At 73.9% G+C, this 13,675-nt stretch carries 10 protein-coding genes; 2 read left to right on the plus strand and 8 right to left on the minus strand.

What is annotated here, in order from left to right; translation table 11 throughout:
- From ACTHLI_RS06030 to ACTHLI_RS06045, 4 genes are all read right to left on the minus strand, one after another.
- Complete coding sequence (locus tag ACTHLI_RS06030) at positions 1–3,063, minus strand: ATP-binding protein (protein ID WP_440182203.1); 3,063 nt, start codon at positions 3,061–3,063, stop codon at positions 1–3.
- A gap of 128 nt (positions 3,064–3,191) precedes the next feature.
- A complete protein-coding gene (locus tag ACTHLI_RS06035) occupies positions 3,192–5,168 on the minus strand; it encodes an ABC transporter ATP-binding protein (protein WP_440182205.1) in 1,977 nt (658 codons plus the stop codon).
- Positions 5,165–6,901, minus strand: a complete 1,737-nt coding sequence (locus ACTHLI_RS06040) for an ABC transporter ATP-binding protein (RefSeq protein ID WP_440182206.1) — start codon at positions 6,899–6,901, stop codon at positions 5,165–5,167. Before ACTHLI_RS06040 ends, ACTHLI_RS06035 begins: the two co-directional genes overlap by 4 nt.
- A gap of 72 nt (positions 6,902–6,973) precedes the next feature.
- Positions 6,974–7,873, minus strand: a complete 900-nt coding sequence (locus tag ACTHLI_RS06045) for an NADP-dependent oxidoreductase (RefSeq protein WP_440182208.1) — start codon at positions 7,871–7,873, stop codon at positions 6,974–6,976.
- 78 nt (positions 7,874–7,951) lie between these two features.
- On the opposite strand from ACTHLI_RS06045, the gene ACTHLI_RS06050 reads away from it, so the two are divergent.
- Both ACTHLI_RS06050 and ACTHLI_RS06055 read left to right on the plus strand, forming a co-directional pair.
- Complete coding sequence (locus tag ACTHLI_RS06050; protein ID WP_440182228.1) at positions 7,952–8,956, plus strand: NADP-dependent oxidoreductase; 1,005 nt, start codon at positions 7,952–7,954, stop codon at positions 8,954–8,956.
- A gap of 46 nt (positions 8,957–9,002) precedes the next feature.
- Positions 9,003–10,520, plus strand: a complete 1,518-nt coding sequence (locus ACTHLI_RS06055) for an MFS transporter (RefSeq protein WP_440182210.1) — start codon at positions 9,003–9,005, stop codon at positions 10,518–10,520.
- A 9-nt stretch (positions 10,521–10,529) separates the two neighbouring features.
- Here ACTHLI_RS06055 and ACTHLI_RS06060 read toward each other — a convergent pair whose 3' ends face one another.
- The 4 genes from ACTHLI_RS06060 to ACTHLI_RS06075 all read right to left on the minus strand — a co-directional run.
- Positions 10,530–11,264 carry a lysostaphin resistance A-like protein gene (locus tag ACTHLI_RS06060; RefSeq protein WP_440182212.1) on the minus strand — a complete coding sequence of 245 codons (735 nt, stop codon included), beginning with the start codon at positions 11,262–11,264 and terminating at the stop codon, positions 10,530–10,532.
- On the minus strand, positions 11,261–11,941 hold the full coding sequence (locus ACTHLI_RS06065) for a TMEM175 family protein (protein WP_440182214.1): 681 nt from the start codon (positions 11,939–11,941) through the stop codon (positions 11,261–11,263). Before ACTHLI_RS06065 ends, ACTHLI_RS06060 begins: the two co-directional genes overlap by 4 nt.
- A gap of 55 nt (positions 11,942–11,996) precedes the next feature.
- Complete coding sequence (locus ACTHLI_RS06070; protein ID WP_440182216.1) at positions 11,997–12,236, minus strand: hypothetical protein; 240 nt, start codon at positions 12,234–12,236, stop codon at positions 11,997–11,999.
- Between the two features lie 49 nt (positions 12,237–12,285).
- Positions 12,286–13,675, minus strand: a 1,390-nt coding sequence (locus tag ACTHLI_RS06075; RefSeq protein ID WP_440182217.1) for an MFS transporter, incomplete at its 5' end; no start/stop codon positions are given.

Genomic DNA, 13,675 nt, shown 5'->3' on the forward strand with positions numbered 1-13,675 from the left:
TCAGCTCCCGGCCGGGCCCGGTCCGCGCCGCAGCGCGGGTGATCGCAGCAGCGCGATCACCCGCGCTGCTGCGTCCTCGACGGACGCCCCAGCGGGTGCGACACCCGACAGCGCCCGGGCGATGGAGGGCAGATCCCGCCTGGCGCCCAGCGCCGCGCCGAGGGCCGCGACCTCGGACGCCGCCTCCGGGGCGACGGGCAGGAGCACCGCCGCGAGCCCGACGAGTGCCGCGCCCGAGACCGGCGCGTCGATGCGGTCGCCCTGCAGCCGCGCGACCGCGATCATGCGGGTCCGGAGCCGGCGGTACGGCTCGGCGAGCGCGGCGGGGGGCACCCCGAGCTCGACCTGCGCCGCGAGCGCGCTGCCTGCGGCGAGCAGCCGCCACGGGGAGCCGGACCGCGCCTGGATCGACAGCACCTGCTCCCAGCGTGCGAGCGCGAGCGGCACGTCGCGGCGAGCGGTCGCGACCTCCGCCAGCCCCGCGGCGGCGAGCACGCGGTTGTCCGCCTCGTCGTCCGCGCCGCCCCGGCCGCGCGTCCCGGCGAGGCGGGCGAACCCCCGGTCGGCCTCGTCCACGTCGCCGAGGGCGAGCCGGCAGCCGGCGATGAGCCAGTCGAGCTGGCGCAGGTCCGTCTCGATCCCGAGCTCCTCGACCTCGCGGCGCGTCCGGAGCGCGAGCGCGAGCGCCGCGGCGTGGTCGCCGCGCTGACTGCGCAGCGATGCGACGCTGACGCGGCCCAGGTACTGGAGCCACGTGTACCCGTGCCGGCTGGAGAGCGCGTCCGCGGCCGTCATGCCCACGAGCGCGTCGTCGAGCGAGCCGGCGTTCTCGGCGAGCTGCGCGCGCATCGCGAGTGCGAACGCGGCCACGAGCGGGTCCGCGTCGGCGGTGAGGCGGTCGAGGGCGGCGACGCCGGTCTCGAAGTCCGGGCTGAGCACGAGCTCGCGCGCGAACACCGTCCAGAACCCCGGCGGCGGGTCGTGTCGCCGCACGACGCGGCGGAGCAGCGCGAGCGCACGGGCGGCCTCGGGCCGCGACGCGATCAGCGCGATCGACGAGCCGATGGCGAGCGCGCGGACGGCCTCCCCGACGCCCTCCGGTGAACCGCCCGGCACCCGGCCCGCTTCGAGCAGGGTGGGAAGGATGACGGCGGTCGGCTCGAACTCGCCCCGGTAGAGCCACGACTCGGCGAGCAGCGCGACGGCCGCGAGGGCCGCCTCGGTGCGTGCGTCCCGCCGGACGAGCGCGAGCAGCGTCTCCTCCTCGTCCGCCACCGCGGCGGTGGCGCGCGGATCGATGCCGGCGAGCAGTCCGGGCGCGGTCTCCCGCGCGAAGCCGAGCGCCCACGCGTCGAACCGGGCGACCACGTCGGCGAGGCGCCCGCTCTCGCGCAGCTCGCGCAGCCCGTACTCGCGCACGGTCTCGAGCATCCGGTACCGGCTGCGGCCGGGTCGCGTCTCGCCGACGGTGAGCAGGGACTGGTCGACGAGCTCGGTGAGCGGTTCGGCCGGGTCCGTGCCGAGGAGGGCGCCGGCCGCCAGGGCGGTGAAGCCGTCGGGGAACACGGCGAGCGAGGCCAGGGCGTCGGCGGCGGAGGGGGAGAGCAGGCGCCGGCTCCACTCGATGACCGCGAGGAGCGTGCGGTGCCGGTCCGGGGCGGTGCGGTCGCCGCCCACGAGCACGGCGAAGCGGTCGGCGAGCCGGGCGTCGAGCTCCGGCAGCGCCATGGAGCGCAGCCGGGCGGCCGCGAGCTCGATGGCGAGGGGGAGCCCGTCGAGGCGCGAGCAGACCCGCTCCACCAGATCGCGGTCGAGCACCACGCCCGGCCGTGCGGCCGTCGCGCGCTGGACGAACAGCGCGGCCCCGTCGGTGTCCGCGGCGAGCGGCTGCGGCGCGACGACCGCCTCGCCGGGCAGCAGCAGCGGCACGCGGCTCGTCGTGAGCCCGGTGAGCCCCGGCACCGCCCCGAGGAGGTCGGCGGCCAGCCTGGCCGCCGCGTCGACGACGTGCTCGCAGTTGTCGAGCACGAGGAGCGTCCGCCGCGCGGCGAGGACCTCCCGCGTCCGGGTCGGCAGATCCGGCGGGAGCGCGTCGCTCAGGCGCCGGGCACGCTGGAGGGGGCGCGCGCCGACCGCGGCCCCGACCACCAGCTCGACGTCGCCGTCCTCCCGGGCACCCACGAGCTCGACGAACACGATCCGCTCGAACCGGTCGGCGAGGCGCAGCGCGGTCTCGTGCGCGAGGCGGGTCTTGCCGAGGCCGCCGGTGCCGACGATGGAGGTGAGCCGGTGCGCGGTCACCGTCGACTCGAGCACCAGGAGATCCGGTTCGCGGCCGAGCAGCGGCGTCGTCCCGGCGCGCACGCCGACGAGCTCGGCGGCGTCGGGCGGCGCCTGCCCGCGCAGGAGGTCGGCGTTCAGCTGCACGAGCTCCTGCTCGGGGTCCGCGCCGAGCGCCTCCGCCAGCGCCTCGCGATGGCCCGCGAAGGCGGCGAGCGCGGCGTCCGTCCGGCCGGAAGCGGCGAGCGCGCGCATGAGCCGGGCGACCGGCCGGCCGTCGAGCGGCCGGATGCCGACGAGCTGCTGCAGGAGCGGGGCCGCGTCCTCGCCCGCCGCCTCCCGCTCGTCCGCGGCGATGCCGAGCAGGCGGACGCGCGCCCGCCCCGCCCGCGCGCGCAGCTCCTGCGCGAGGAGGCCGTCCTCGAGATCCGCGCCCGGCTCGCCGGTCCACAGCTCGAGCGCCGCCGGGTCCGCGCGCTGCTCGGCCAGCGCGAGATCCGACCCGGCGACCCGGTACCCGGTCGGGGTCGAACCGAGCAGCCCCTCGACGGCGCTCGCGCGCAGGCGCGAGACGAGCATCTGGATCGCGCCTCGAGGGTTGCGGGGTGGGTCGTCCGGCCAGAGGTCGTCGGTCAGCGCGGCGATGCTGCGCCCGTCGGGCCCGCCGAGCGCGAGCGCGACGAGCAGCCGCCGCGGCATCGCGCCGACGGGGGAGGCGTCGGCGCCGGTGCGATCCGTGAACCGGACCGGTCCGAGCACCCGCACGAGCGGCTCCTCCTGCACTCCACGAGGCTACCGGCGAGCCCGAACGGACCCACTTCAGCAGGCTGTATCCCCTTCGGCAGGCCAGAAGGCGCGTGCTCAGCCTGCCGAAGTCGATCGAGCCTGCCGAAGTGCTCGACTCCGAGCGCTCAGCCCTCGATCGCCGCGGCGAACTGGGCGCGGTAGAGCGCCGCGTAGGCGCCGTCCGCGGCGAGCAGCTCGTCGTGCGTGCCCTGTTCGACGATGTCGCCGTGCTCCATCACGAGGATGAGGTCCGCGTCGCGGATCGTGGAGAGGCGGTGCGCGATCACGAAGCTCGTGCGGTCGCGGCGCAGCGCGCGCATCGCCTGCTGCACGAGCAGCTCCGTCCGGGTGTCGACCGAGCTGGTCGCCTCGTCGAGGATCAGCACGCTCGGCCGGGCGAGGAAGGCGCGCGCGATGGTGATGAGCTGCTTCTCGCCTGCGGACACGTTGCCGCCCTCGTCGTCGAGCACGGTGTCGTACCCGTCGGGCAGCGCGTGCACGAACCGGTCCACGTACGCGGCCCGCGCCGCGTCCTGGATCTCCTCTTCGCTCGCCCCGGGCCGGCCGTAGGCGATGTTGTCGCGGATCGTGCCGGCGAACAGCCAGGTGTCCTGCAGCACCATGCCCATCCGGGACCGGAGGGCCGCGCGTGCCATCGCCGCGATGTCGACGCCGTCGAGTGTGATCCGGCCCGCGTCGAGCTCGTAGAAGCGCTCCATGAGGTTGACGAGCGTGGTCTTGCCGGCCCCCGTCGGCCCGACGATCGCGATCGTGTGGCCCGGTTCGGCGACCAGCGACAGGTCGCGGATCAGCGGCTTGTCGGGCTCGTAGGAGAAGGCCACGTGCTCGAACTCGAGCCGGCCCGCCGCGGCACCGATCGGCACGACGGCCGCGTCGGGCAGGTCCGGCGACTGCTCCTCGGCGTCCAGGAGGTCGAAGACGCGCTCGGCGGAGGCGACCCCGGACTGCAGCAGGTTCGCCATCGAACCGAGCTGGCTGAGCGGCTGGGTGAACTGCCGCGAGTACTGGATGAAGGCCTGCACCCCGCCGAGGGAGAGCGAGCCGCCCGCGACGAGCACGCCGCCGAGCACCGCGACGACCACGTAGACGAGGTTCCCGATGAACATCGTCGCGGGCATGATCAGCCCGCTCACGAACTGGGCGCCGAAGGACGAGGCGAACAGCTCCTCGTTCTTCGCCTGGAACCGCTCCGCGACCTCCGCCTGCCTGCCGAAGACCTTGACGAGCGCGTGCCCGCTGTACGCCTCCTCGATCTGCGCGTTCAGCGCGCCGGTGCTCGTCCACTGCTGCACGAACAGCGGCTGGGACCGTTTCGCGATGCGGGTCGTCACGATGATCGTGAGGGGCACGGTGACGAGCGCGACGACGGCGAGGACCGGCGAGATCACGAACATCATCACGATCACGCCGACCACGGTGAGGACCGAGTTGACCGCCTGGCTCAGGGTCTGCTGCAGCGACTGCTGCACGTTGTCGAGGTCGTTCGTCACCCGGCTGAGCAGCTCGCCCCGCGGCACGCGGTCGAAGTAGGCGAGCGGGAGGCGGTGCAGCTTCGCCTCCGCGTCGGCGCGCAGCCGGAACACCGTGCGCTGCGTGATCGCGTTCAGCAGGAAGCCCTGCAGGAACGAGAACAGCGACGCGACCACGTAGAGCGCGAGGACCAGCAGCAGCAGGGAGCCGAGCGCCGCGAAGTCGATGCCGTGGCCCGGGTCGATCGGCAGGGTGCGGAGCAGGTCGGCCTGCGTCCCGCGGCCCTGCTGCTCGAGCTGGGCGATCACCTCCGACTTCGTGGTGCCGGCCGGCAGCTGCCGCGACAGCGCGCCGCCGAACACGAGGTTCGTCGCGTCGCCGAGCAGCCGGGGGCCGAGCACCGTGAGCACGACGCTCGTGATCCCGAGGGCGAGGACGAGCACGACGCCGAGCCGTTCGGGCGCGAGCCGTCCGAGGAGGCGCCGGGCGGATGGCCCGAACCGCATCGCCTTCTCGGCGGGCATGCCCATGCCCATCCCGCCTGGACCGCCGCGTCTCGCGCCCGCGGGCGCGGGACCGCGAGCGGCGACGCCGGGCCGGGGGCCGCTCATGCGGACGCCTCCTCGACCGCGAGCTGGCTCGTGACGATCTCCGCGTACTCGGGCGACGTCGCGACGAGCTCCTCGTGCGTCCCGGTCGCGACCACGCGGCCCCGTTCCAGGACGACGATCCGGTCCGCGCCGACGATGGTGGAGATCCGCTGGGCGACCACGATGCGGGTCGCGTCCGCGAAGTCGCGGTCGAGCGCGGCACGGAGCCGCGCGTCCGTCCCCGTGTCGAGCGCCGAGAACGCGTCGTCGAACACGAGGATCGGCGGCCGCTTGACGAGCGCCCGCGCGATCGCGAGCCGCTGCCGCTGGCCTCCTGACACGTTCGTGCCGCCCTGCGCGATGGGCGCGTCGAGCCCCAGCGGCATGGCGCGCACGAAGTCCGCCGCCTGCGCGGTCGCGAGCGCCGCCCACAGCGCCTCGTCGCTCGCGTCCGGGTCGCCGTAGCGGAGGTTCGAGGCGACCGTTCCGCTGAAGAGGAACGCGCGCTGCGGGATCAGGCCGATGCGCGACCAGAGCAGCTCGGGGTCGAGCTCGCGGACGTCGGTGCCGTCGATCAGGACCTGCCCGCCGGTCACGTCGAACAGGCGGGGGAGGAGGTTCACGAGCGTGCTCTTGCCCGCACCCGTGCTGCCGATGATCGCGACGGTCTCGCCGGGCGCCGCGGTCAGCGACACCTCCTGCAGCACGGGGTGCTCAGCCCCCGGGTAGGCGAAGGTCGCGGCGCGCAGCTCCACCGTGCCGTCCTCCCCGGCGATCGGGCTCGGGACGGCGGGCGGGACCACGGTCGAGGAGGTCTCGAGGACCTCGCCGATGCGCCCGGCGGAGACGTTCGCCCTCGGCAGGATCACGGCGAGGAACGTCGCGAGCATCACCGCCATGAGGATCTGCACGAGGTAGCTGAGGAACGCCGTCAGCTGGCCGACCATGAGGGTGCCGTCGTCGATGCGGGAGGCGCCGAACCAGACGACCGCGACGCTCGAGACGTTGAGCACGAGCATCACGAACGGGAACATCACCGCGAACCAGCGCCCCGCCCGCACCGCGGTCTCGGTGACGGCGAGGTTCGCCTCCTCGAACCGCGCGGTCTCGACGGGTTCCCGGACGAAGGCGCGGATCACCCGGATGCCCGTCAGCTGCTCCCGCAGCACCCGGTTCACCCCGTCGATGCGGACCTGCATCCGCTGGAACTGCGGCGACATCCGCGAGATCACGAGGCCGACACCCGCGAGCAGCACCGGGACCGCGACGACGACGATCCAGGAGAGCCCCACGTCCTCCCGCAGCGCGAAGACGACGCCGCCGATGGAGAGGATCGGGGTGGAGACGAGCATCGTGCAGGTCATCAGCACGAGCATCTGCACCTGCTGCACGTCGTTGGTCGTGCGGGTGATGAGGGACGGCGCGCCGAACCGGGCGACCTCGCGCTCGGAGAACGACCCGACCCGCTGGAACACGGCGAGCCGCACGTCGCGGCCGAACGCCATCGCGGCGCGGGAGCCGAACCAGACGGCGACGATGGAGCAGGCGATCTGCGCGAGCGTGACCACCAGCATCACGACCCCGAGCCGGAGGATCGTGCCCGTGTCGCCCTTCGCCACGCCCTGGTCGATGATGTCCGCGTTCAGGCTGGGCAGCATCAGAGACGCGATCGACTGCCCGGCCTGGAAGACCACCACGCCTGCGATCAGCGGCCAGTACGGCCGGAGGAACCTCACGAGCACCCGGCCGAGCATCAGCGCATCCTCACCCGCACACGGTATGGGGACGCGCCGACACCGGCAAGCCGCCCGGCCGGGGTCGCCGGCTCAGTCGATCAGCACCACCGCACGGCCGCGGCCGTGCCCGAGCTTGCTGACCCGCTGCGCCTCCGGGGTCTGCTCGAGGGGGTAGGTCTCCTCGACGATCATCCGGAGCTCGCCCGTCCCCATCAGCCGCGCGCCCTCCCGGAGGGCCCCCGCCTTGTCGCCGCCGCCGAAGGTCGCCTTCGCGCCGAGCTCGGTCGCCGACGCGTCTGCGATCGTCACCACCTCGGCCGGGTCGCCGGTCAGCTCGATCAGCTGCGGGATCACGCCCTTGCCGGCGAGGTCCGCTGCGCCGTTCACCTCGGCGACGGCGAGCTCGCGGACTCGCTCCACCCAGCCCTCGTCGTACGTGGTGGCGAGCGCGCCGAGCGCCTCCACGAACTCCTGGTTCGCGGCGCTCGCCGTGCCGATCACGATCAGGCCCTGGGCCTTCGCGATCTGGATCAGGGCCGTCCCGACGCCGCCCGCGGCGCCGGAGATCACCAGCGTGTCGCCCTCGTGCAGCCCGAGCTCGCGGAGGATGCGGAACGCGGTGTCGATCGGCACGGGCGCCGCCGCGCCCTCCTCGAACGGCACGTGGTGGGGGAGCGGCGCCCACACGCCGAGGATCGCGCGCTCCGCGTAGGTGTCGCGTCCCGAGCCGAAGACCCGGTCGCCGACCGAGACCCCGGTCACCCCCTCGCCGACCTCGTCGACGACGCCCGCCGCGTCGACGCCGACGCCGCGCGGTGCGGTGAGCGGCCCCTTCGCCAGCATCCCGTCGCGGAGCTTCCAGTCCATCGCGTTCACGCCCGCCGCGTGGACGCGGATGCGGATCTGCCCCGGACCCGCGTGCGGCTCGTCGACCTCCGCGATCTCGAGGACCTCGGGTCCGCCGTACTGCTCGTACTGCACTGCACGCATGCCCACATCCTGCCGTGCGCGGGCTGAGCGGCGTGCGCGCGGGCGCCCGCGGCGTACCGTCGCCCCGTGACCGAGAGCATGCAGATCCACCTCGCCCGCCGTCCGACCGGCTGGCCCACCCATGAGGACTTCAGGACCGTCACGGAGACGCTGCCGGAGCTGCAGCCGGGCGAGGTGCGCGTCCGGAACGAGCTGATGTCGGTCGACCCGTACATGCGCGGCCGGATGAATGCCGGCCGCAGCTACGTGCCGCCCTTCGAGCTCGACGCGGCGCTCACCGGCGCGGCGCTCGGCCGGGTCGTCGCCTCCCGCGCGGACGGCTATGCCGAGGGCGACCTCGTGCAGCACGACCTCGGCTGGCGGGACGTCGCGCAGGGGAGCGCGCGGGTCTTCCGCCGCGTGCAGGAGGTGCCGGGCGTGCCCGCCTCGGCGTACCTCGGCGTGCTGGGCGGCACCGGCTTCGCCGCGTGGCTCGGCCTCACCGACATCGCGGCGCTGCGGGAGGGGGAGGTGGTGTTCGTCTCCGGCGCCGCCGGGGCGGTCGGCTCCGCCGCGGGCCAGATCGCGAAGCTCAAGGGCGCGTCCCGCACGATCGGCTCCGCAGGCGGCCCGGAGAAGGCGCGCCTCCTGACCGAGCGCTACGGCTTCGACGTCGGGCTCGACTACAAGGCGGCGCCGATCCGCCGGCAGCTCGTCGCAGCGACCGGCACCGAGCAGGGCGAGGGGATCGACGTCTACTTCGACAACGTCGGCGGGGACCACCTGGAGGCGGCGCTCGAGGTGTTCAACGACGGCGGCCGGGCTGCGCTCTGCGGCGCGATCACCTCCTACAACGACGAGCACCGCGCGCCGGGGCCCGACAACCTCTTCCACGTCATCACCCGGGGGCTGACCCTGCGCGGCTGGACGACCCCGAACCACCTGCACCGGTGGCCCGACTTCGTCGCGGAGGTGGCGCCGTGGGTGCGAGACGGGCGGCTCGTGTGGGACGAGACGGTCCGCGACGGGCTCGATCACGCCGTGGACGCGTTCCTCGACCTCATGCGCGGCGGCAACGTGGGGAAGATGCTCGTGCGCCTCTGAGCGCCCGGCCGGGCTCGGAGGGAGCGTGCGTCAGACTCCCAGCACCATGTCTGCCTCCGCGCCCGCACTCGGCACCATCCAGGTGACGCCTCGCCGCAGCTGGATCGCCTTCGCCGTGATCCTGCTCGGCGCCGTCATGTCCCTCATCGACGCGACCATCGTGAACGTCGCCCTGCCGACGATCCGGACGAGCATCCACGCGTCGGAGGCGACGCTGTCGTGGATCATCTCGGGCTACGCGCTCGCCTTCGGGCTGGCGCTGATCCCCGCGGGGCGGCTGGGGGACCGGTTCGGGCACAAGTGGGTGTTCTTCAGCGGGCTGGTCCTCTTCGTGGCCTCGAGCGTCACCTGCGGGTTGTCCCAGAACGACGGCGAGCTGATCGTCTCCCGCGTCGTGCAGGGCCTCGCGGGCGGCGTCTACCTGCCCGCCGTCTCCGCGTACATCCAGCTGCTGTTCTCCGGCCGGGTGCGCGGCCGCGCCTTCGCCGTGTTCGGCGCGGTGCTCGGCGTGTCCTCGGCGATCGGCCCGCTGCTCGGCGGCCTGCTGATCCAGGCGTTCGGCGAGGCCGACGGCTGGCGCTACGTGTTCTTCGTCAACCTCCCGATCGGCGTCGTCGCGCTGGTGCTGACCGCGGCCCTCGTGCCGAACAGCCCGCGGCAGGCCTCAGCGGCCTCCGGTGTCGACCTGGTGGGGCTCGTGCTGCTGACCGGCGCGCTGACCGCGATCCTGGTGCCGCTGATCGAGGGGCAGGACCAGGGCTGGCCGGTCTGGACGTTCCTGTCGCTCGGCGGCGGCGTGGTGCTGCTCGTGCTCTTCGGCCTGTGGGAGCGCCGCGTCGTCGCCCGCGGCCGCAGCGCGCTCGTGCCGCCGCACCTCTTCACACATCCGGCGTTCACCGCAGGCACGTTCCTCGCGCTCGTCTACTTCGCGGCCTTCGTCAGCATCTTCTTCTCGATCTCCCTGCTCTGGCAGGCGGGACTCGGGCACACCGCGCTCGAATCGGGCCTGGTCTCGATCCCGTTCGCGATCGGCAGCATCGTCGGGGCCTCCCAGAGCACCCGGCTCGCGGTCGCGATCGGCAGGCGCGTGCTCGTGATCGGCGCAGGGCTCGTCGCGCTCGGTCTCATCGGCGTGTGGCTGGTGCTGCTGCTCGTGCCGTCGACGGACCTCACGAACTGGGACCTGCTCGGCCCGCTCCTGGTCGCCGGGTTCGGCAGCGGCCTCTTCATCGCCCCGAACGTGCAGTTCATCGTCGCGACGGTCGATCCGTCGGAGGCGGGAGCCGCGAGCGGCGTCACCTCGACCATGCAGCGGATCGGGTCCGCGATCGGGATCGCGGTGATCGGCAGCGTGTTCTTCGGGACGCTCTCGTTCCCGACCGGCCGGCGCCCGACCCCGGCCGACGTCGCGGACGCGTTCGGCACGAGCGCGGCCTCCGCCCTGCTCGTGAGCGCGGCGTTCGCCGTGGTCGCGTTCCTGCTCGTGTTCACGCTGCCGAGATCGACGGGCGGCAGGAGGCAGGCCCCGGAGAGCGCGGGGAAGGCGGGCACGGAGCCCGCGTGAGGCGCGCGGTCAGCCCGTGATCACGGCGGAGCGTCGGCTCCGCCGCAGCAGCACGATGCCGTAGATGAGGAGGACGGTGTCGATCGGCGCCTCGATCGCGGCGATCGGGAGGGTCCCGAGCTGCAGCGAGAAGTCGTGCAGCGCGTGGAAGCCCATCAGCGGCCAGATCGTGTCCGTGCGCAGGCGCAGCGCGGCGAGCCCCACACCCTGCACGGCCGAGCCGAAGGCCTGGAGGACGATCAGCGCGGACATCCCGCGGAGCGCGCCGTTGCCGAGATGACCGAGTCCGAAGAGTACCGACGACAGCAGCACTGCAGGCCAGATGCCGATCCTGCCGAGCAGGCCGACCATGACCCCGCGCCAGAGCGCCTCCTCGTACACGCCGGTGGCGATGTAGCCGACCGCGAGCACGGCCAGCGCGCCGGGCGCGAGCTGCCGCACCCCCGCGACCAGCGGCACGACGAGCAGGACGGCCGGAAGCCAGTAGAGCCGCAGATCGCGCCAGGCGCGGACGGGGGTGAACGCCGCGAGTCGCCACCAGCGCAGCGCGGCGATGAGCGCCAGGATCAGCCCGCACGAGACCAGGACGAGGAGCAGGCTCCTGCTCGGGCCGGTCGTGCTGTATCCGGGCAGGCCGGGAAGCGCGATGGCGAGCAGCAGCGAGCCGCCGATCACCACCATCCAGTGCGCGGTCTCGAGCCCGAGGACGGTCCAGACGGGATGGGCCCGGAGCCGGGCGTTCATGCGCGCACCCCCGTTCGTCCGCGCCGGACGCCCGCGATCCGGGGCAGGAGCGCGGCCGGGACGCCGAGCAGCCACACGAGCTCACCGGCCGTCGCACCGGCGAGCAGCGCGACCGGGATCGAGATCAGGAACACGGCCGGCAGGACGATCGTCTGCAGGAGCATCAGTCGGAAGACGGCGACGTCGACCCGCGGGTCGACGAGTCGCCGCAGCCGAGCCCAGCTCCAGAGCACCGCCATCGACACGCCCATGGCAGCGATCTGCGCGGCGTAGAGCACCACGGCCGCAACGGTGTCCCCGTACCGGCCGAGCACGGCGGTCGGCAGCCCGACCGAGGCGACGAGCAGGAGGACGACCAGGTTCAGCCGTAGCAGCCCCTGGTCGAACCGGGTGATCACGGCGAGCTTGCGGTGGTGGGACAGCCAGACGACTCCGACGACGGCGAAGCTGAGCACGAAGGTGAGGTAGGGACCGACGAGCGACGGCAGGGCGGCGGCCAGATCCCCGGGAGGAACCTCCGGCACGCGGAGCTCGAGGACGAGGACCGTCATGGCGATCGCGAAGACGGCGTCGCTGAAGGCAGCGGTCCGCTCCAGCGTCGTTCCCGTGGCGATGAGACTCAGGTAGCGCGACCACGGCGTCGCGCCCGCCCCCGCGAGGGGGTGCTGTGCAGGCACGGGGGGAACCTACCTCGGCGGTCGGTCCGGCGGAAGAGGCGGTCGCGCTGGGGCGTCAGGCCGCCGCGGGCCGCCAGGTCGCGGTGATGCAGACGCCCTCGTCGATGGGCTCGATGCGCAGCAGGACCTCCGCGTCGCGGAGGGCGTCCGCGGCCCTCCCGGCGCTCTCGGCCTGACCCGCGAGGTCCTGCAGGACGACGCTCACGGCGCGGCCCCAGTCCTCCGGATGCGGGCTCGAGGCCTCCGCCGTGGCGCGGTACTCGGTCTGCTCGGGCACGGTCTCCGTCTCGGGCATGCCGCCACGGTACCCGGACCGGAGCCCGGGTACCGCGGCGACGGCCGCCTCAGACGCCGATGGGCTCCCGGGCGAGCACGGGCTCCTGCGCGTGCTGGTCGGGCTGGGCGGGGGCGTGCGCGGTGTGCAGCGCGAGGCCCTGGTTCCGGCGCCGGAACACCACCGCGGCCAGCACCGCGCCTCCGGCGAAGAACGCCGCGCACCACCAGTAGGCGGTCGCGTACCCGTGCACGGCCGCCTCCGCGCCGACCACCGCGGTGACCGGGGCGTGCGCCGCGAGGTAGTCCGTGACGGCGGTCGCGGCGAGCGTGTTGAGCAGGGCGGTGCTGATCGATCCACCGACCTGCTGGCTCGTGTTCACGAGCGCACCGGCGACCCCTGCGTACTGCCGGTCGACGCCGAGCGTCGCGGTCTGCATCGACGCGGGCATGATCGAGCCCATCCCCGCGCCCATCAGCATCAGGGGGAGCAGCAGCCCGGGCGCGTAGGCGGTGTGCACGTCGAGCCGGGTGAACAGCACCATCGCCGAGCCGGCGAGCAGCATGCCGATCGGCACCATGACCTTCGGGCCGAGCCGGGGCACGAGCAGGTTCGTGCCGAGCTGCGCGGCGACGACGAGCATCCCGATCATCGGCAGGAACGCCACGCCGGTCTGGATCGGCGAGTAGCCGAGCGTCGACTGCACGTAGTACGTGACGAAGAGGAAGACGCCGAACATGCCGGCGCCGGCGATCACCACGGAGGCGTACGCCGCGGCGCGGTTGCGGTCCCGCAGGATCGTGAGCGGCAGCAGCGGGTGCCCGGCCCGGCGCTGCCAGAGCACGAACGCGACGAGCAGGACGCCGGCGGCCGCGAGGAACACCCAGCTGGCGGGGGAGCCCCACCCGTCGGTCTCCGCGTTCGAGAAGCCGTACACGAGGCCGAACAGGCCGGCGGAGACGAGGAGCGTGCCCGGCACGTCGAGCTTCGGGCGGGGGCCGGTCCGGTGCAGGTTCGGGACCAGGACGATCGCGCCGATCACGGCCACCACCGCGATGACATCGTTGATGTAGAGGTTCCAGCGCCAGTCCAGGCTCTGGGTCAGCACCCCGCCGAGCAGGAGCCCGATCGCGCCGCCGGCCCCCGCGAGCGCGCCGAACACGCCGAATGCCCGCGCGCGCTCCTTCGGCACGGTGAACGTGGTGGTGAGGACCGCGAGCGCGGTGGGCGCGAGCATCGCGCCGAACACGCCCTGCAGTGCGCGCGCCGCGATCAGCACGCCGAAGGTCGGCGCGGCGCCGCCGATCGCGGACGCCGCCGCGAAGCCGATCAGGCCGATGAGGAAGGTGCGCTTGCGGCCGATCAGGTCGGAGAGGCGACCGCCGAGCAGCAGGAGGCTGCCGAACGCGAGGGAGTACGCCGTGACGACCCACTGCCGATCGGCGTTCGAGAAGCCGAGG

The sequence above is a fragment of the Amnibacterium sp. genome (assembly GCF_051956055.1).
Taxonomy (GTDB): domain Bacteria; phylum Actinomycetota; class Actinomycetes; order Actinomycetales; family Microbacteriaceae; genus Amnibacterium.